Source organism: Luteolibacter pohnpeiensis, from assembly GCF_016595435.1.
In the GTDB taxonomy this organism is placed as follows: Bacteria; Verrucomicrobiota; Verrucomicrobiia; order Verrucomicrobiales; family Akkermansiaceae; genus Luteolibacter; species Luteolibacter pohnpeiensis.
Map to the genome: position 1 here is coordinate 63,556 of NZ_JAENIJ010000009.1, position 18,954 is coordinate 82,509.

13 protein-coding genes are annotated in these 18,954 nt (G+C 54.4%); all 13 read right to left on the reverse strand.

Going from position 1 to position 18,954, the window contains the following annotated elements:
• The 13 genes from JIN85_RS07600 to typA all read right to left on the reverse strand — a co-directional run bounded on the left by JIN85_RS07600 (position 1) and on the right by typA (position 18,908).
• Complete coding sequence (locus JIN85_RS07600) at positions 1–1,479, reverse strand: methyltransferase (RefSeq protein WP_200269268.1); 1,479 nt, start codon at positions 1,477–1,479, stop codon at positions 1–3.
• A complete protein-coding gene (locus tag JIN85_RS07605; protein WP_200269270.1) occupies positions 1,476–2,375 on the reverse strand; it encodes an Hcp family type VI secretion system effector in 900 nt (299 codons plus the stop codon). Before JIN85_RS07605 ends, JIN85_RS07600 begins: the two co-directional genes overlap by 4 nt.
• Before the next feature lies 1 nt (position 2,376).
• Entirely contained in the window at positions 2,377–2,907 is a 531-nt protein-coding gene (locus tag JIN85_RS07610) for an Hcp family type VI secretion system effector (protein ID WP_200269272.1), read from the reverse strand.
• 141 nt (positions 2,908–3,048) lie between these two features.
• Positions 3,049–3,879 (reverse strand): tetratricopeptide repeat protein, encoded by an 831-nt coding sequence (locus tag JIN85_RS07615; protein WP_200269274.1) that lies wholly within the window; start codon positions 3,877–3,879, stop codon positions 3,049–3,051.
• A gap of 11 nt (positions 3,880–3,890) precedes the next feature.
• Complete coding sequence (locus JIN85_RS07620) at positions 3,891–7,172, reverse strand: Ig-like domain-containing protein (RefSeq protein ID WP_234047305.1); 3,282 nt, start codon at positions 7,170–7,172, stop codon at positions 3,891–3,893.
• A gap of 106 nt (positions 7,173–7,278) precedes the next feature.
• On the reverse strand, positions 7,279–8,850 hold the full coding sequence (locus JIN85_RS07625) for an AMP-binding protein (protein WP_200269278.1): 1,572 nt from the start codon (positions 8,848–8,850) through the stop codon (positions 7,279–7,281).
• A 2-nt stretch (positions 8,851–8,852) separates the two neighbouring features.
• Positions 8,853–9,839 carry a GNAT family N-acetyltransferase gene (locus JIN85_RS07630; RefSeq protein ID WP_200269280.1) on the reverse strand — a complete coding sequence of 329 codons (987 nt, stop codon included), beginning with the start codon at positions 9,837–9,839 and terminating at the stop codon, positions 8,853–8,855.
• Positions 9,836–11,101: a diacylglycerol/polyprenol kinase family protein gene (locus tag JIN85_RS07635; RefSeq protein WP_200269282.1), complete on the reverse strand. Its 1,266-nt coding sequence runs from the start codon at positions 11,099–11,101 to the stop codon at positions 9,836–9,838. Before JIN85_RS07635 ends, JIN85_RS07630 begins: the two co-directional genes overlap by 4 nt.
• Positions 11,102–11,154: 53 nt before the next feature.
• Complete coding sequence (locus tag JIN85_RS07640) at positions 11,155–12,261, reverse strand: BtaA family protein (protein WP_200269284.1); 1,107 nt, start codon at positions 12,259–12,261, stop codon at positions 11,155–11,157.
• Positions 12,258–14,699 carry a PEP/pyruvate-binding domain-containing protein gene (locus JIN85_RS07645; RefSeq protein WP_200269286.1) on the reverse strand — a complete coding sequence of 814 codons (2,442 nt, stop codon included), beginning with the start codon at positions 14,697–14,699 and terminating at the stop codon, positions 12,258–12,260. Before JIN85_RS07645 ends, JIN85_RS07640 begins: the two co-directional genes overlap by 4 nt.
• Before the next feature lie 3 nt (positions 14,700–14,702).
• Positions 14,703–15,602, reverse strand: a complete 900-nt coding sequence (locus tag JIN85_RS07650; protein WP_200269288.1) for a UbiA family prenyltransferase — start codon at positions 15,600–15,602, stop codon at positions 14,703–14,705.
• Between the two features lie 20 nt (positions 15,603–15,622).
• A complete protein-coding gene (locus JIN85_RS07655; protein WP_200269290.1) occupies positions 15,623–16,894 on the reverse strand; it encodes a hydroxymethylglutaryl-CoA reductase in 1,272 nt (423 codons plus the stop codon).
• A 166-nt stretch (positions 16,895–17,060) separates the two neighbouring features.
• Positions 17,061–18,908 (reverse strand): translational GTPase TypA, encoded by a 1,848-nt coding sequence (typA, locus tag JIN85_RS07660; RefSeq protein WP_200269292.1) that lies wholly within the window; start codon positions 18,906–18,908, stop codon positions 17,061–17,063.
• Positions 18,909–18,954 lie beyond the last annotated feature (46 nt).

An 18,954-nucleotide genomic window follows, 5' to 3' on the forward strand; every position in this document is an offset into this window, starting at 1 on the left:
CTAACAAGGCACAAGCATTCCATGAGAGACCAGCTCCCTCACCAGATCGGTGATTCTCGCCTCAAGGTCAGGGATGCCTGCCAGTTCCGGCTTGGAGCGGACTTCCTCCACCATGGCTAACGGCGGATTTCCTTCAGCAGCCAGGGCGAGCAAACGCAGGATATTCTCATCAATCTGGCCATCATAGGATAGGCGTGCCGGGCTGATGAGCCGGATGGTCTGACGTTCCCATCCGGTTTTTGCCAAGCCCATGGAGACTTCCGAACGAATCCCATCGGGCACCGAATAACGAGTTGTTAGAAGATCAGGATCGGTGTTGAGCCAGGTTTGATTGTTCAGGACGCGCAGCACATCCTGACCCGCCCTCACATCGACATCCCCCGGTGAACGGCTGTCTGCACGTGTCCATTCGTCGCCTGGTTCGCACTTTTGCAGAACTAAAAACCCTCCACTAATCCGGTTTATCCCATTTTGCTGATAATGGGTAAGCCAGCGCCGCATTTCATCGATGATTGCCTGATCGTCTGCGAACCGTAAATCGGTTGAGATCCATCGCCACGCATAATCACCCGGCGAAGAGCAATCGGACTGGAATAACCAGCGGCGCACGCCTCGCTCAGCGACCCATGATAGCGGTACTTCCGACCAATCATCATCTGATGTATGCGACCAATTGAGAATTACCACCGCAATTCCACCAGGCTCCAGAAAATCCGGCAGCTGCTTGAGCAAACGGGCACAGATCGATTCACCCACTGGGGCTTCCTTGTAAATCATGCCGCCGCCAGGCGATTGCACGTATGGTGGATTTGCGACGATGAGATCAAATGTCTCTCCTTGCACGGCTGAAAAGCCATCACTCAAACGGAAATCAATGCCATCAATGCCGCAAAGACGCGCGGAGAATTTTCCCAGCTCCAGAGCACGGGCATTCACATCTACGGCGACGACCGACATTCCTGCTTTCACCAAGTTCCCGGATTGCCAGCCTATACCGCTCGCCAGCTCAAGTGCTCGCTTTCCGACCACGGGTGTTAGAGATGACAAGAGCAGTGTCGATGGGCTCACTCCCATCACGTAATCGCCTGTAGGATCACACTGCCGTTCGGGAAAATCACAGGCCATCCAGCCCTCCTTCACAGGACTGATTTGAAATCGCGAACGGATCTGGCCACTTCCAGCCGTCAATAACCCAATCTCAAGCAGACCGTGAATCACATCGCCAAATAACTGTAACGCCACGCCACCATCCAGCGGATCGCCCAACGTGAAGAGTCGGAGCAATAGCTCAAGATTTGAGCCTTGTTCCGAGCGCCCTAACAACGCGGCCCTTGGTGCGGCGGATCTCAGCCAATTTTCCGGCAATCCTAAGGTTTGAAGTGCTGTCCGATGAAATCCGGCACGGTTCAACACCATTCGCAATCCCTCCGGATTCCAGCTGTCGAGATTCTTGAAAAGACAATCCATGGAAATACTCATGACTCGGGGCGAACCCGATAAAATCCGATCGACCCTGCTCCAGTTATGGATTCGACAGTGGTGGTATCCGTCGCAGTTACGATGCGTATCGTAGTAAATGCGGTTTTCAGGTCAGGCGACCATTCGATCACATACGTTTTCCCGGCCACGCTGTTCCAGGATAAAAGGTAATTGCCGGGAATGGAAGGATCGGCCTTTAGAACAGCCTGGAAAAATGAACTGCCGGAACTGGGATCCGTTCCAAGTTCGTATTCGTCCAGATTCGATAGCCCGTCACCATCCAAATCGCTTGCCGCGTCGTTAACACCGACAGAAAGTCCATAGAGCAACTCCCAGCTGTCCGGCATCCCATCGGAATCGGTATCTTTCAGCTGCTCTCCGGAAGAACCCGTGTCTGTTTCCGAATCATAACTCGCATAGATCTCGTTCGACTTCGCAGTGTAATACGTGAAACGGATCGTCGTGAAATTCAAATCAAGCGTCTCCGTGGGTGATAGCGCAGTGGTAGACGCGTTCATGGAAAGCGAGGAAATGATCACCTTTCCTAACTCGATTCGCACTCGTGCCACGTCAGGCCCGGAATTGAAATCAATCGTGACCTCATCATAAGTTTCTCCAGTTACGGCACCCTCGAACAACATCGGGGAAGACTGGTCCAATGCCTTGATCAGGCTCAGCTTGGAAAGGTAACCCGTTTCTCCTTCTACGGAGCCAGCCCTGCCGGCATTGAACCCAAAGCTCTCAATTTCAATCCAATCCGCGTGCTTGGAGTCCGTAGCATCACCTTGGATTTTGCCATCAAAATCGAGCCAGGCCAGCGTATCGCCATGCACCTGCCCTCGACATAGGCAAGCCAGCGCGGTAATGGCGAAGAGGACTAACCGAAGTCCGCTCATGTTAGAATGTGGTTCCCTTGGTCAGATCCCAGCCTACGCCATAAACGACATTCCCTTTAGAATTGAACCCTTCCACTTTAATCCGGGTGTAATTCAAACTGATGGATTCAGTGGGGGTCGCATCACCAGTCGAGGCGCTGGTAGCTTGGGACGAAATGATAACACCCGACAAGGTGAGACGATACAGAATAACCCCAGACTCCTCATCGAGAATAACAAGCTTCACATCGCTGGAGAAACCCTGCCCAGATACGGCCCCCAAAAACAAATAAGGAGTCGAGCTATCCACAGGCTTGACCAAAGAGATGGGACTGAAGCTTGGCGCAGATGCGGTTAAGCCACCAGTGCTACCAGTTGTGATGGACCTTCCAAGCCCCCAGGATAACGAATCGATCTTAATCCAGTCGCTATAACCATTTGCAGTCACCTCACCATCGATGTCTTCGATCTTGAGGTAGCCTGTAAATGCACCGTTTGCATGTTGAGCCATGAGAGCAACCGTTGGCGGGATCAACGCAAGAGTTCGTGACATCGCAGAAGGCCGCAAATTCGTTCGCATCCCCTACGATATGCAACCTCACCCCGGACGTCGAGTCATGAAACACAGCCCCTGGAACATTCAATCAGCCATATTCCATTGCGGTTAGACCCGTAGCAATTTGACAAGCTGCTGTCAATGAGACGCTTTATGCGAATCAGTCGCTTTACGTTCTAACAATGCCGCACGTTGTTGCTGGAAGTCCTCGCTCTTCTTCCGTGAAGGGGGTGCCAGGTCCATGATTGCGACAGCAGCATCGCAGGCGTTCGCCGCTTCACCATAGCGCTGGGCTTTTTCGAGAATTTCGGCACGCCGTAGTGATAGTGCTACGGTGGGACGATAGCGCGCCTCCATGGCATCGACTCGCCGCAAGGCAGAATCGTATTTGCCCGTATCGATTTCAATGGTGATCGCCATTTCGTGCAATCCGGCAAGGCAGCCAAGCCGTGCCAAACCTCGATCAATCAAGCGAATCGCCGTATCAGCATCGCCAGTCTTGCCTCGTTCTTGCAACCATCCCGCACATGTTAGAATGCGCGATGGAGAAGGGGAGGGGGAATGTTCGATCGCGGCAATCGCAGAAGTGATCGCATCATCGCGCATGCCTGCGGACTCTTGAAGTTGGGAAAGTAATCCCCAAGCTTGATCAAGGCCAGGGTCCGCTTCCAGAAGACCTGCCAACTCTTTCCGAGCCTGGTCCGGCTTGCCGGTGACGGCATCAAGACGTGCCTGTAACAAACGGTTCTCCCGATTGTTCGGGTCGGCCTTCATCAACTGCTTGACGATCTTTACCGCTTTTTTAGGACGCCTCTCGATCAACAGGTTTGCCTGGAGCCGAAGTAATTCCGGATCATTGGGATGATCCACCAAATGCTGTTCAATCTCCTTCAACTTATGCTCGGGCGATGGGTGCGCGAGCAAAGGAAGCGCTGATAAAGCAAATGCGAAAGTGAGTTTCTTGATCATGCTTCGGGTTGTTAGAGTGTGACAGCAAGGCGGGCGAACACCGAAGAAGCAGGCGGCTGAGGCGTAAAGGTCAGCACCGCCACCAGCTGCTCGGGATCTTCCTCTGCCTTCGAAACCACCTCTGTCTGAATCGAAGCGCTGGTGGATTTGTTCAGTTCACCTTCCCGAAACCAATTGGCCAAATCCGTGGACCATTCCACGACTGCCGTGACATCCACCGCCACTTTCGCATGCGGAAACCGAACCACAAAAGCGCCATCGTTTCGTCGCTCTGCGAGAATGACCCCGGTGTCTGAGGAATCTTTCGCGTTTGATCCCAGAAAATATTCGATCAAGTCCGGCTGCCCATCGCCGTCCTGATCCGCCAGCGGACCATCAGATTGGATCACATGGAGATAATCCTGGAGCGGGCGATCCTGAATTTCGACCGTGGCAGAGGATTTCGCACCGATGCGATAACCAGTCGAGCCAACGATCTGAAATGTTAGATTCTCAGTTCCTTCGATCTTTTGATCATTCAAAATGGTGATTTCGAGCTCCGCTGAGTCTGAACCCGCGGGGATCATCACCGAAGTTGGGATGAGTTTGGTGTCCTGGCCTGGCGTTGCAGTGCCTTTCACCGTGAACGAAACCGGTAACGACGCCCCCGTTGGACCTTCCCGGTGAAACATGATCGCCAATCTGTCATCCTCGCGAAACTCGCCACCCACCGAGTCACTTGTCTCAACTTGAACGGTGGTTGGCGAGGCTTCTAACGGAACGATCAGGAATCGCAAATCCACCGCTTGGTGATTTCCGTTCAACTGGGGTAGATCCTGACTCAAGATCTGAAACCGATTCCCATCCGCGGACCACGAATGGATGTTATCGGAAACATTCAGCGATGCCGTGCTGTCTCCTGTTAGAAAAAGGACGCTATTGCCGGGATGGATCACACTCCCGTTTCCCACAAGAAGCTCCTGAGAGGTGGAGGATTTGGTTCCCGTGATGTTGACAGACTCGGCATCCACGTTGAGAGGCTCAATCGTTCCATCCGATTTCATGATCCCGCTGAGGACGCCGGACGTTCCCTCGGGAATGTAGAGGAAACTGAAATCACCATCCTGCGCTGATGAGCCGTTGTCGCGCACGTCCACCGTCCAAACTCCGCCGGAACTCCGCGTTGAAATCACGTTATCTCCACTCAGTCCGCCATTGCCATTTGGGAACGCTAACAAGTTCCCAGCCGTCGAGAGTCCATAAATCTGATAGAGTCCTTTATCGCCATGATAGATGGAGACGCCATCGGGGAGGTTGGACGAAATGATGGATCCCTCGGAGCTGATTGCCGCTCCGACCCAGCCTGCCTGATAGCTGAAAAACCCAACGGCGGTTCCTGCTGATTCTTCCGTGCAAGTCGGGTTGGCATCAGATGCATTCGGGTTGGAATTATCATAGTTGTTAATCCAGGCATACCCATCCGTGCTTTTATAGGGACTTACGATGTTGTCATTTGAGGTCGCCGACCCATTGTCTGGAGATTCCCAATTCGAGGCTGCGATGATTCCGGAATCGAACATAATCCGGTTGCCGTTGATACGGAGTGAAATATCGCCGACGTTGCTGCCGGGACTGGTAAACTGATACGGCGCGGGCGTTGTCGCTGCAATCGACCAGCCAGGATTTAACAATCCGGTGGAACTCGTCGAAGTATCAGGTGGCGTGGCTTTGGTGACCACCTGCACCGCAATCGGCAACGATGCACCCACCACACCATCGTTGTCCGTCGCTTTCGCAATCACGGTGTGACTGCCGGTAGGGACATCCAGCCAATCGAAGCGATAGGGTGGTTGATCAACGGCACCGATCAACCGAGTTCCGTCATAAAACTCCACTTTGGCGATCGTTCCGTCCAGATCACTTGCGGTCGCTTCCAGCGTCAAGTTGCTCGAACTTTCCACCACGGCACCATTACCCGGTTTCGAAATCTCCACCACAGGTGGAAATTGCACTCCGCCTGTGATGAACGATTGCACGGATGAGGCAACCGTGGTCGTGCCGTCGCTTACCGTGGCATACCATTCATAGCGAGTCCCGGCCTCCAATTCATTCCAGTTGCCTGACAGGGTTCCAGCAGTGCCAGTCACAGTGGCGATTTCCGTAAATGGCCCCATGCCTCCTTTGAGATTCACATCTAACGAAAACTGGCTGTCTTCGTCCGTTTCATATCGATCCAGCGATGGCGAATAGGTTTGCACATCGATCCGATTCAAGAGCGGCCGGAATTTCATGATGCGCAGCCAGCCATCGCCTCCATTCGTTCTCCCTTGATAGTCCGCGAGCAGCGAATGGATGGCACGACCTTCATAGTAATCCGTTCGCTGACCTTCGCCGTCGACATGCCCGCCGTGCATGAGAATCAAATTCGGATTCGATTTTAACTTCTCATAAATGGCTGCCCCCAATGGACTGAAGGCGGCTGGATTCCCAGTGTTCACCAAATGGTGCGTGATGACGATCCCTCGTCTGCCCGGGTAAGCTTTGAGAAGATCATCCGCCCACTGCAAATCCGCGGCATCGGGAGTGGTGTCATACTCCAGGCTGATCACGATGAAATCCATGCCACCCGCAGTGAACAGACAGAAGTTGTTATCGGCAGTGCTCGGTTCCGAAGTTCCGCCATAGTAAGACTTTCCAGCGAAGTGGTTGATGTGCGTTTCCGGATGCACGCCGAACCAGGTATTGAAGCCGATCGTGGTGCCATCCGCGTCACCAATTGGAGTCTGGTCATGGTTTCCAACCGCCATGACATAGGGGACTCCTTCGTTTCGCTCGGTGGTGTCTGGATCTTCCAAACGATACATCGCGTCCGATGCGTTTTTCCATTGTTCCGGAGCCGTGTCCACCCGGTCACCATTTTGACTGACATCCCCGAGGTGGAGCACAAAGCCGATGTTCAGTGCATCTCTCTCGGCGACAATCCAATCCGTCTGCGCGGAGAATATCGCAGCGCGATCGCCATTTTTGTTCTCAGAATAAAACTGGGTATCCGGCAGCGCGATGACCGAAAATTCATCAGCAGGATCTGCCGAGCCAACCCGACGGCCAAAAAACTTCACGGTCAGTTCGCCCGCATCTGCATCAGAAGCGGCAACCGACAACGTGGCATCCACGGGTACCCGGATGGCATCATTGGCCGGTGACAAGTCTGCGACTGTTGGTTGCTCCGCAGCACCCAGCCCGCAGGTCATCGCCAGGGCGAGAGTGGAAATGGCGCAAAAACGATGGGTATGGGTTAGATCTGCAGCGTTCATCACAAGGGGCAGACTCTCAGCCTCCGGCCATCCTATCAAAAAGGGCTGATTTGTGAAGAAAGCGTGACGCGAATTTTGATAAATCCTGGTGAGCCTGATCCGCTGCTCATTCAGCCAACCGGAGCTGTCTCCGCAACTCAGGGTAATCGATTTTGGCGTTGTGCCTCCGATCCAGCGGAATCGCAGGCAAATAAACGATTTTCGACATCCCGAAATCTGCCGCCAAAGTTTCGATCTCAACGGTGGGGGCGAATTCCTGCGATTGGCCGATCACTAATAGTCGCTGGTCATTCCAAGCCATTGCGGCGATCCGGATCGTTGGAAATTTCTCACGAAATGCGCATTCGATAGCAAACGGGTAACGCATCGCTTCAGCCGGCAAATCCGTAGGCGCCGGAAACATTGGAAGTTTCTCCGAGCATCTGCCTAACAACCAGATTCGTCCCTCCGCATCGAACCAACCCGCATCGCCCGTACGATGCCACACCGCACCATCCACATGGACCTTGGTTTCTTCATCGCCGATTCCGCCGAGATAGCTTTTCAACACGTGCTCGCCAGTGACCATGATTTCACCCGCCTGGCCGGAATCGACTTGCAGATCATCAAATTCAGCCTGCCGCAATGGGCCCAAGGGCGTCCCCCAATGATCGCGGATGACCCGCAGCTGAATCAGATTCACAGGCTTTCCAGAGCACAACCCGCCGCCCTTCCGAGTCAGCTCGGCGGAGCATTCAACATCATCCGCAGAGAAATGTGCCATGGGCTCGGCCTCGGTGGAACCGTAGACCGAATCAATCACCGCATCGGTTAGATCCGCTCGCAAGCGGCGCAATAAATCCGGAAAAACAGGTGCACCACCGGTGTATAATTTTCTAAATTCCGGCAGTGCTCCAGCGCGTTGTAAGGCGTCGAAAAATGCAGGAGAACCGGCACAACGGGTCACTTGCTGCCGCTTTACCTGCGATTGGATCGCTTCGATATCCGGCTCACCTGGTTTGGCCAAGTTGGTTGCAGCAAGCACACTTGTTAGACCCGATGCCAGATTCGCCAGGACGAAAACCGGCAACGTGATCAGGTCGACCTCGCCTTCTTGAAAGTCCAGAGCCTCTGATAATGCCCGGTGCTGGGCCATCAAAAAACCATGAGTCCGCATCGCAGCCTTCGGGAGTCCGGTGCTGCCACTGGTGAAAGTGATCAAGGCAGGTTCGTCATCCGGGACATCCAACAAGGGTAAATTCCCGAGGTCCGTCCGCCATGCCCGGGTCCGTGGAAACCACGCACCAGACCGAATCGCAATGGGAATCCGTCGCAATTCGGGAACCGACATTCTGAGGCACTGGGCTTTCCAAGAACCAAAAAACGCATCCGGCTGCAATCGCTGGCAACATAACGATAGGAAATGCTTTCCCGCCGATGGATCAGCCAGCATGACGCGAAGCCCGGCATGAAAGGCAGCCAGAAGAAACTCATACAGCTCGATGGATACCGGCTGGAAAACCAAGATGACTTGTCCACGCTTCAACCCAATGCGGTCTAACAGAGCCGCACCTGCCGCGACTCGTTTCCCTAGATCTCGAAAAGAAACCACGCGGTCGGCTCCACCTTTGACATCAACCAATGCTGGCTGGTCTGGATGTTTTCTCGCCCGGTCCTCTAACAGCTTAACCAGATTCATTTTTATCGAGCGAAAAGTGAATAGCGCCGGAACGTTTCACCATGATGGCGTGTGGTGATTCGCCGCACATTGTTATCATCAAACTGCAACACATGAAGTGCTGTGGAAAATCCCTTCTGATAGCCTAACATCTGAACTTCATCGACTAACACACTGCCAAGTCCGGGGCATCTTGCTTCGGGATCGACGGCAAGGGTTTTGATGATCAAAGCAGGCTTCTCCCCACGCGCCGCGGCTTCGAGGTCCGCAATCGCAAACACGAATCCACAAGCGACACCGTCTCGCTCTACAATTTTTACCAGCTCTGCGTCGATGCGGTCTTTTAGCTTTCGATACGCTCCCAAAAACCCTTCCTCAGACAATGGGGTGTAGAGAAAATTCGAAGCGAAGCTCTTCAAGCAAATCGTATAAATCGCCCGGAGCTCCTCCTCATATCGATTCAAGTCGATCGGGCGGATCGTAAGTCCTGATTTCAAAAGGCGCTTTTTCAGCGCATCAGCGACCGTCGGTTGGCCATCCAATAAAATCGTCGATGACGAATAAGCCGCTATTTCATGAAATCCTGCCGCCCTCCACCACTCCGGATACGATGCCGGATTCCGTGGCTCTAACAAAAACGGCCCGCGCCCTGTGCTTTCGGCGATGTAGCGATAGCGTCTCCAGGTATTGCCATTCATAGGGCCTACCACTTTTTGCACGCCCTGCGCCTGCAATTCCTTGACCGCAGCTTCAAGTAACGCAACCGCTTCAATTTCGCCAAGGGCCGCAAATCCCCCGATCGCACCAACCTCATTGCCCTCGAGGCATGGGGTGTGATTCCACCACAAGGCCGTGTGAGCTACCGCCTGACCCTGAGCATTCAGCAAAAAAATCCGGCCATCCGGCATTTCGGACATCGGCGCGAGTTCGTCTGGAGAAGGCAAACCTTCTAACAAAGGAAGGGGAGGTATATCCGATGACGGATAAAAGCGGATATCTGAATGGTTCATGATTTGATTAACAGTGCGGGAATGGATGACAGCAATGCGGTGATCCCTTTGATCAACCAGAGACGTGTTGGATGATGGTAAACCTGTGGTCGCACTTTGCGGAAAATCAGAATCACACACGCGGACCCGATCAACGCGATCAAGAACGGCACCAGCAGCTCGGACATTTCAGGCCACAACCAAACCAATCCTGGCAGCGCCCCAAGCACCCAGCCTTTCGTCATCGAATGTGCCAGGGTGGAAGGTCGGTCATGCAGCCACCATTTTGTCGCCATGTCCATGATTCCCAGGAGGGATGCGATGGCAAAGGACACGCCAGCCAGGCCCGATTGATGACTGATGATGCCTCGTTCAACCAAAATCACCCATGGCAAGCAGCTGATCGCGTGAGCAAGTATCGCATCCAGGCGATGATCAAAAACACCGAGCAGCCGGTTTTTTCTGGTGGTGATAATATGACATACGAAAACCGCGATCAGAGGCAGCGCGAATCGAAAATCCGCCAGAATCGCACAACCATATCCGAGTAAAGCAGCACCTAACAAAGCCCCTCCATTCAGAGTGGACCACTTCGATGTACCTAATACCAAAGTCAACATGGCAATCAGTGCGATGGATCGTGCAAGCAAGGCAGCGTGGTCCAAGGGCAGCATTCGATTCAGCACAAAAAACGCCCCTAGAGGGATGATCAGGTTGTCAAAGCCACGATCCGCCAGCCCTTCCGCCATCATGGCAAGTATCGCCAAAATCAGTGCGATCCAAGTGGCGTTGAGCCAGTAATATCCGCCCAGGATGATGAGTGGCATGGAAACGCAAAAGAAAGCTGCTACCAAAAAAACAAGTGACCCTTCGATGGTCTTCCACCCATCACCGCATCCGTAGCGCCGCTTTCCCCATTTGGTTCCGGCCAATGCACCTGCGGCATCTGCGATGGTTAGAATCCCGATCGGAATGACATGCAGCAAGGCCCGCCCGGCAGCCAACTGGAAAACCAACGCCACCGAAGGAGCAAACAAGACTTCGCCATAAGATGGCCTGCCGACCCCGTGCAATGCAGCTCCAATCCCGGCCTTCCACTTTGGCACGAGCCTCAAAACCGTAAGCGGAACGGTAGCCATCGCCGCCAACACCCACACCGGAACCGGCCCATCAAAGATCCATGGAAATGCCGCGCACAGCAATCCCATCATCACATGGACCGATTTCCTCGCTACCTCAGGACTGGCGCCAAGCTGAACCGTTAGAAATCGGATCAGTGGCATACCAGCCAGCAATCCGAAAAGCACGGCGAAGACCGAAGGCCAGTCCCGCAAACTCATCGAACAACCTCCTCGACCACAAAGCGACTGTAGAAAAAGGCGCGATCCTGTTGGAAAAGCTGCTCAGCCAGTTCCGGCAACAATTTCAACTTGTTAGACAGTCGCTCGGGCCTGGATCGCGGAGCCAGCATATTCCAATAAGCCAGACGCGCTCCCGGGTTCGAGACCTCAACAATCTTTTCTAACAATGATCCGGTATTCTCTTCGTTCATGTATTCGAAGATATCGCTCAAATTGTAGGCATCATACCTCCGTTCCGGCTCCTGCTCGAAAAGCGCTTCGATCGGTTGATTGAGGATTCTAAATCTGCCTTGTTCGAGAGCACTACGTATCAAATGAAAGTTCTTCTCCTCAAGAGCCTCGGGCAGGTGGGAACCGTGAGTGCCTGTTAGAATCCAATGCAGATAGGGATTTGCTGACGGTTCCAACTCCACCAAGGCATGCTTCGTTCTGGCAAGGATGCGATCCGCCACGGAGCCTTCGACGTATTTGAAAAACTCACGATCTCTGCCCAAAGCTCCCATTGTCTTGCGCGAGAAAAACAACTGGAAGATTGCCCGCCACCGCCAGTGGTTCCAGACCTTGTCGTAAAATTGAATTCGACCTCCATGATCCCGAGGTATGAGCAATTGATTCACTCGCGATTTTCGATGCGCCAGAGGCAGCACATAATTTCGGAACAATCGGAAATAATTCTCAAACTTTCCACAACCGCCGATGCCATTCTCGATGATTTCTTTCTTCGCATCCCAAAATGCCTGGACATCGGGCTCCAAACCGCCGCGGCAGCGTCGGTATAAATCGAATCGATGGTTGCAGGGTCTCGAACCTATCAGCTCCAGAAATTCCACGTGGGTTAGATGCAAGTATGCCTCGCGTCGTAGCTGGATGCAGGCAATCTGTGCCGGGTTCATTTCAACGGCCGTCACATGCGCCGCTCCAGCTGCCAGGAGCGCGAAACTATTGTCGCCTGCGGAACCAATGCTCAGGCAATCCCTCCCCGCAGGATCCAGCGCGCCGACTAACAGCTTGGAGTCTTCCCAACACTGGGCGTATCGCACATTTGAAAAATCGGCACGATTTTGAATCTCGGATTGCTTCATGATGCATCAGCACGTTCTAAAATTTTGACCTCACCGGTGGAGCCGTCCATTTGAACGACGTCACCGGTTTTTAAAATCCCGGTGATATTTGGGAGGGAAACAATGCAGGGCAATCGAAGCTCCCGCGAAACAATCGCCGAATGCGACAGCAGGCTGCCTCGCTCGACCAGCAACCCTGAAGCCGCAGGGAAAAGCACAACCCATCCTGGATCCGTCTGCAGTGCCACCAGAATCTCTCCTGATTCCAAGCGCGCTGTTTTCGGATCTAACACCACACGCACTTTTCCCGTTCGGATGCCAGGACAAGCTCCGGTTCCTTTCAGGCTGCTGCCGTCATAGACGGGGATTTCAGGTGAACCCGAGGATGCCACGAATTCGCGGTATCGATGGGCGGGGCCATGAGTCTGAAATCGATCGGGTGGAGGACTTTCCAGTTGATAGATCTTGAACTCAGCACGCCGTTGGTCGGCAAGTTTCGCATAATCGAGCACCGTCCCGGTTCCCTCCCAGGCTGCGAGGATTTCCTGCAATTCCAGATAGAAAACATCTTCAGGCGCATTCAACTGCCCATCGGCATAAAGGCGTTTTCCTAACTCTCGCAGGATCGAACGGACACGACCAAAAAGACGGGTTCGCTCGAAGCGCAAGTTCTCACGGCACCGGACTTTTTCCCGAGTTTGGTTCAGGACATAGTGGAAGATCCAGCGTTTGAGCGGGTTTTCGATCCGCGGAGCCTCTGTCTGTGAAATGATCGATTCCGCTGGAAATGTCCCGCGCAATGCAAGCGCGCCGATCGATGAAAGTAAGGTCGCGGAATGATCGCGGACAGTCGGGCTTTCCAATTTGAGCTCCTCAAGGCATCGATCACCGAATTCGTTCAGATAGCTTTCGAATTCCTGCTGCAATTTCTCATGCTTCTTGAGAGCAGCGAGCTTCTCGCGCTCGCCCGCTGTCGGACTCGCCAGTAGCGTGGCAAGCTCCGGAGAATCTGCCGCTAACTTGGCCATTCGGATGATCCGGCGCGGCGGCTCAGCACTGATGATCCCTCCAGTATTTGCCAGGAGTTCGTTTTGCAGCGTCCCTGCCTGATCACCGATCCATTTCCCGCAGAGACCACGGAGAACTCCGTAGAAGATCATGGCGAAGAAATCATTCACCAGTGGCGCATCCCACCGCTTCAGAAGTTGCCGCTCCAATTCCCGATAATGCGCGACCAATTCCTCGCCGCTCATCCGGCTGAGCGCGATGGGTGGGGCTGCTAACGATCGATTGAGTCGATGCTGAAACTCACGAACTTGCCTGGGTAAACCGAGCTGACGCCGGATGAGGCCGAAACAAGTCCGAATCAGGGCGAGAGTATCCGAAATCCGATTGGTTTTCGATTCCTCAATGATCGACTGGACCAGTGAACCCGGAAGCGGCTCTTTCACTCCCATCATTTGTTCCATGAAATTACGATTCACCTGAAAGCCCGGCAAAAGCGCGAGAACCCGATACCAACTACCAAGATTGTAGTACGTTCGACCACGGATCAGCCCGAGCATTTGAGGAAAAACGTCGTCTGCTCTGGCAATCCGTGAAGCAGGCACCGACATGAGCCTGCAGAACTCGCGGTAAACGGATTCATAGATTCTGCGGGCAAACGAAAAGGTGAGAGGCGTGGTCACTCCGCCATAACTTTCGGCAATGTTGCTGTTGTCCCAAACCCGCAATAGATCCGTCGGGTCTGGCTGCTTCGCCAAAGTTGTTATCGGCCGGGATTGCAACAGCCATAACTTGCCGGATGCATCGACAGCCCATTCGATATCCTGGGGGCGCCCGAAGTGGAGTTCACAATCCGCTGAAAGCTTCGCGACTGCGAGCCCTTCGGCTTCTGTTAGAATGGATTGATCCGGTCGGGCCCTAACATTTCCCAGACGATCGATTTCCCAGGTTTCTCCATCGACTTCGCCAGAAACCAATTTTTCACCCGTCCCTTGGACTGCTGCGATGACTGACAGGCCGCGTTCACCACGGACCGGGTCCGCGCTGAAGGCGACACCAGCGGCCTTTGGATTGATCATTCGCTGAACAATGACTGCAGGTGCACCCGGTGGATCAATTCCTTGCTCCCAACAGTATGAAATCACGGATTCACTTCGCGCCGAACTGCGAACCGCTTCGATTTTCTCCACCACCTCTGGTTTTTCCACATGAAGAAACGTGTCGAACTGGCCGGCAAAGGAATGAGCAGCACCATCTTCTGCCAAGCCCGAGGATCGCACCGCGAATTGGACCCCGCCTATTTTCTTCAGGGCATCGGTGATTGCACCAGGATCGATCGACTCCTGCGGTAAGATCGCAAACCAGTCGGGAACAGGGAAGTCAGCGCTTTGCAAGTCAGCCAGCGCATTGCCTTTGCCGCCAAAACGGTGGGATTGATCGGGAAATTCAGGCATCGGTTAGATCAAGTGATGGATGGCAAGTGGGATCAGTCCCAAGAGAAGATAGAGCATCAAAGTCCAGATTGCTGAAAAATGTTCGATTCGCCGACCATGCGTTGAATTCGTGACATACTGGATCGCCAATGGAATGGAGCCGATAAAGGCCAGGCCCAACGGAATGGATAGAAGTAAGACATGGCCGGTCTCACGTGCAGCGAGCGCCGCACTAACAAGTGTGCCTAACAACGCGGCAAGCCAGACAAGAACGCCCCCTCGTTTTCCCCAAAGCCGACTGTAGGTCTCCACTCCTTCTTCCTCGTCCTCAGGCTGCCGAAGCTTCCGGCCGATTTCGATCACCACGCCATTGCAAAAGCTGGCTGTTAGAAACCATCCCAAACCATGCGGAGCATGTCCCGATCGAGGCATCCAATCGCAGGCGGTCGCAAAAAAATCGACCAGCGGCATGATTCCCATGTGAGTCAGCAGGTAAATCACCGGCCGTTTTTTCAGCCAATTTCTGCAGAAAAACTCAACACTCATCAAAGCCAGATAGGACCAGGCAATCGCCAGGACCCATAGCAGCCTCGGATCCAGCCAAAGAGCCAGAGCGAGCTGAGAAATGGCAGCAGCAATGAAAACCAAACGCAACTCGGAAAGCTTCACCAACCCCCGTGGCACCGGGCGGTACGGCCGCCACCGCGCATCCTCATCCGCGTCCTTGAACTCATCCGCAATTCTCAATTGCAAAAACATCAACAGACAAACCAAGAAGGCCACGCCATAGGTCGCCGGTCCTGGCGGGGCAGCGCCGCGAATCAAACTTGAAAATGAAACCGCGCAGGCACTGAAGGCGGCGATCAATGGCGCATGAGCCACGACCGGAAACCGCTCCTTTTGATAGATCCACCAACGTTTCATGATGAGATAGTACGATGGATCTACGACTTGCCAGTGCGCGCGAGTTTCCGGTGAGCTCGGGAAAAATGTCCGGCACACAAGGCTGCGATGATGGAAAGCTCACCTGCCAGAAGCAGGGCTGCGCAGACTTCTGATAAAGCCCGGGCTTTTCCCGCTCCCGCCAGGCCCATCAGTTCCAGGCACGCCTTTTGGCTGGGTAATCCGGTGCCACCACCGACGGTGCCAATCATGATACCCGGAAGGGTCACCGTCGCGTAAAGATTGCCATCTTCCGTGACTTCAAACCGGGTCACTCCGGTCGCGGATTCTGCAACGCATGCCGCGTCCTGGCCCGTGGCCAGATACAGCGCCGCCAGCCCGTTTGCGAAATGGCCGTGGACACCTATCGTGCCGCTAAGAACTCCTCCGATCGCTGACATTTGCCAATATTCGACCATGGCCTTCGGTGTCGTATGCAAAAGTTTCGCGACCAATTCGGCTGGGATGATCGCCTCAGCCGTCACTTTTTTCCCACGAGTCGAATGGTATGCACGGGCGCTGGCTTTTTTATCGCCGGAAAGATTGGATTCCACGTAAAAGCGAAGTGGTGTGACCGGCGCCGTCGCCATGATCTGATCGCATATCGCCTGAGTCGCCAAGGTGACCATATTCTGGCCGGAAGCATCTCCCGTGGTGAATTCGAAGTTCAGGTAAACGTGATTCCCTTCAACCGTGCAGCCGATGTCGACCAGTTTCCCATGAGAGGTCGTCGTCGCTGCAATTCGTTCGAACTCCTCAAACATCGACATCGCCCAAACGACGAACTGGCAGGCTTCGGAAGTGGTTTTGAAAACGAAAGCTGGTGCACGATTTACATTTTCATAAAGAACCAGAGTCGAGCATCCACCGGCACTTGTTAGAACCCGGCAACCTCGATGATAACTCGCAACCAAGGCAGCTTCCGTCGTTGCCAGAGGGATCAAAAAGTCTCCTTTTGCAGCCAAACCGTTCACCCGCAGCGGGCCTGCGATACCAATCGGCAAACGAAGGAAGCCGATCGCATTTTCAATATTGCCCTGATAGGCAGTTACATCATCCGTCACCGAGTCTAACAAGATCTTGCGCAAATCCGGCTTGGCTCCGGATTTCTCCCACCATCGGCTCATCCGCTCGCGGGAGACCTTTGCCGTTCCCTGAGAAACCTCCGGCAATCCATCCAAATCGGGCATCAACCTCTGGGCCGCACTGGCCAAATCATCCGGGCCCAACATCCTCTCCGCATGCAACCGGGTGAGATCTCTCTTTCCTGCCATGGTGGGAACCATCGTGTGAGGCTGCCCTGAGTCAACGACATTTCGATCGCAGGAATTTGTATCCTATTCGGTTGGAATATACCGCTAAAAACCACAAAAAGCCCCGCGGTTTCCCGTGGGGCTTTTTGGAATTGATTGGGGTGGAAGCAGAACTTCCGATACCGGATCAGCCGCGGTTGCTGCGGTCTTCGGCGCCTGCGCCGACTTTGGCAGCGCGCTTGCGGGCGTTGGCATCGAGGATGCGCTTGCGCAGGCGGATGTTTTGCGGGGTCGCTTCCACCAGCTCGTCCGCGTCGATGTATTCGATCGCACGCTCAAGCGAGAATCGCACCGGAGGGGTGAGCTTGGAAGTTTTGTCCTTACCGGAGGAACGCATGTTATCGAGGTGCTTTTCCTTCACAGGGTTGACCGGAAGGTCGCCGACCCGTGGGTTTTCACCCACCAACATGCCGCCGTAAACCGCGTCGCCAGGGGCAACGAACAGGATGCCGCGATCTTCGAGGGATTGCAGCGAGAACGGGGTGGCAGCGCCGGCTTCCATCGAAACCAGGGTGCCGGTGGTGCGGTTCTGGATTTCACCGGCGTGCGGTGCGTATTCCTTGAAAAGGTGGGACATGATGCCGTGACCGGAAGTCAGGTTCACGAGCTCGGTTTCGAAGCCGATCAAACCGCGGGTTGGGATGGTGGCTTGGATGAACACACGGCCGGATGCCTCGGTGTCCATGTTTTCCATCATGCCTTTGCGGTTCATCAAGATCTTGAGGATGCCCTGGGTGTAATCGCCTGGAGCCTCAACATAGAGTGTTTCGAAAGGCTCAAGCAATTGGCCACCTGCATCGCGGCGGAAAATCACGACAGGTCGGGAAACCAGCACCTCGAAACCTTCGCGGCGCATTTGCTCCACCAAAACGGCGATCTGCATCGAGCCACGGGCGGAAACGTCGAACACACCGGATTGGTCGGTATCTTCCACGGTGATCGAAATGTTGGTCTTCAGCTCGCGCATCAGGCGATCGCGAATCGCACGGGAAGTCACGTGCTTGCCTTCCTTGCCGGCCAGCGGGCCGTCGTTGATCGAGAACTGCATCGAAACGGTCGGAGGATCGATCGCAACGAAAGGAAGCGGCTCTTGTTCGACGGAACCTGCGAGGGTTTCACCGATGGCGACGTCTTCGATACCAGCGGCAACGCCGACGATGCCGCCTGCGCTACAACCTTCCGAGTCCGCTGTTGCGAGGCCGGAGTAGGTGAAGGTTTTCATCACCTTCGATTGAACTTTGGTGCCGTCCTCGCGGAGGAGGTAAACGGTGTCGCCTTTTTTCACGCTGCCGCCGAGGACCTTGCCGATGGCAACACGGCCCACGTAGTCGTCCCACTCGATGTTCGAGACGAGCATGAGAAAAGGGGCTTCCGGGTCAGCTTTTGGCTCAGGGATGTGCTCGACGATCTTTTCCAGCAAAGGAATGCAGTCTTTGCGCTCACCGTCCGGGCTGTCCATGAAGTAGCCATCGCGGGCGGAGCCGTAAACGAAAGGTGCGTTGAATTGATCTTCATCGGCGTCCAGATCGAGCAGCAGCTCAAGAACCTGGTCGCGGACTTTTTCAGGAGTGGCGAGCGGGCGGTCGATCTTGTTGATCACCACGATCGGCTTGAGGCCTTCCTGCATCGCCTTCCGCAGCACGAAGCGGGTTTGCGCTTGAGGACCGCCGGACGCGTCCACCACGAGCAGCACGCCGTCGACCATTTTCATCACGCGCTCCACCTCCGCGCCGAAGTCGGCGTGGCCCGGGGTGTCGACGATGTTGATGGTGTAATCGTTCCAAAGAATGGCGGTGTTCTTCGCCTTGATGGTGATGCCCTTTTCTTTTTCAAGGTCCATCGAATCCATTGCGCGCTCCTGCGTCGCTTGGTTCTCACGGTATGTTCCGCCAGCCTGAAGCAGCTGATCGACAAGGGTGGTCTTGCCGTGGTCAACGTGGGCGATGATGGCGAGGTTGCGAATTTTCAGAGACATGAGAAGTGGAGGTACGGATTGACTTTCCGGGCAGCGGTGCGGGGCT

What these genes read in the sequence shown, in the direction of transcription:
- JIN85_RS07600 (WP_200269268.1), bottom strand. Translation starts at nt 1,479, where the DNA reads ATGAGTATTTCCATGGATTGTCTTTTCAAGAATCTCGACAGCTGGAAT.
- JIN85_RS07605 (WP_200269270.1), bottom strand. Translation starts at nt 2,375, where the DNA reads ATGAGCGGACTTCGGTTAGTCCTCTTCGCCATTACCGCGCTGGCTTGC.
- JIN85_RS07610 (WP_200269272.1), bottom strand. Translation starts at nt 2,907, where the DNA reads ATGTCACGAACTCTTGCGTTGATCCCGCCAACGGTTGCTCTCATGGCT.
- JIN85_RS07615 (WP_200269274.1), bottom strand. Translation starts at nt 3,879, where the DNA reads ATGATCAAGAAACTCACTTTCGCATTTGCTTTATCAGCGCTTCCTTTG.
- JIN85_RS07620 (WP_234047305.1), bottom strand. Translation starts at nt 7,172, where the DNA reads ATGAACGCTGCAGATCTAACCCATACCCATCGTTTTTGCGCCATTTCC.
- JIN85_RS07625 (WP_200269278.1), bottom strand. Translation starts at nt 8,850, where the DNA reads ATGAATCTGGTTAAGCTGTTAGAGGACCGGGCGAGAAAACATCCAGAC.
- JIN85_RS07630 (WP_200269280.1), bottom strand. Translation starts at nt 9,839, where the DNA reads ATGAACCATTCAGATATCCGCTTTTATCCGTCATCGGATATACCTCCC.
- JIN85_RS07635 (WP_200269282.1), bottom strand. Translation starts at nt 11,101, where the DNA reads ATGCCACTGATCCGATTTCTAACGGTTCAGCTTGGCGCCAGTCCTGAG.
- JIN85_RS07640 (WP_200269284.1), bottom strand. Translation starts at nt 12,261, where the DNA reads ATGAAGCAATCCGAGATTCAAAATCGTGCCGATTTTTCAAATGTGCGA.
- JIN85_RS07645 (WP_200269286.1), bottom strand. Translation starts at nt 14,699, where the DNA reads ATGCCTGAATTTCCCGATCAATCCCACCGTTTTGGCGGCAAAGGCAAT.
- JIN85_RS07650 (WP_200269288.1), bottom strand. Translation starts at nt 15,602, where the DNA reads ATGAAACGTTGGTGGATCTATCAAAAGGAGCGGTTTCCGGTCGTGGCT.
- JIN85_RS07655 (WP_200269290.1), bottom strand. Translation starts at nt 16,894, where the DNA reads ATGGCAGGAAAGAGAGATCTCACCCGGTTGCATGCGGAGAGGATGTTG.
- typA (WP_200269292.1), bottom strand. Translation starts at nt 18,908, where the DNA reads ATGTCTCTGAAAATTCGCAACCTCGCCATCATCGCCCACGTTGACCAC.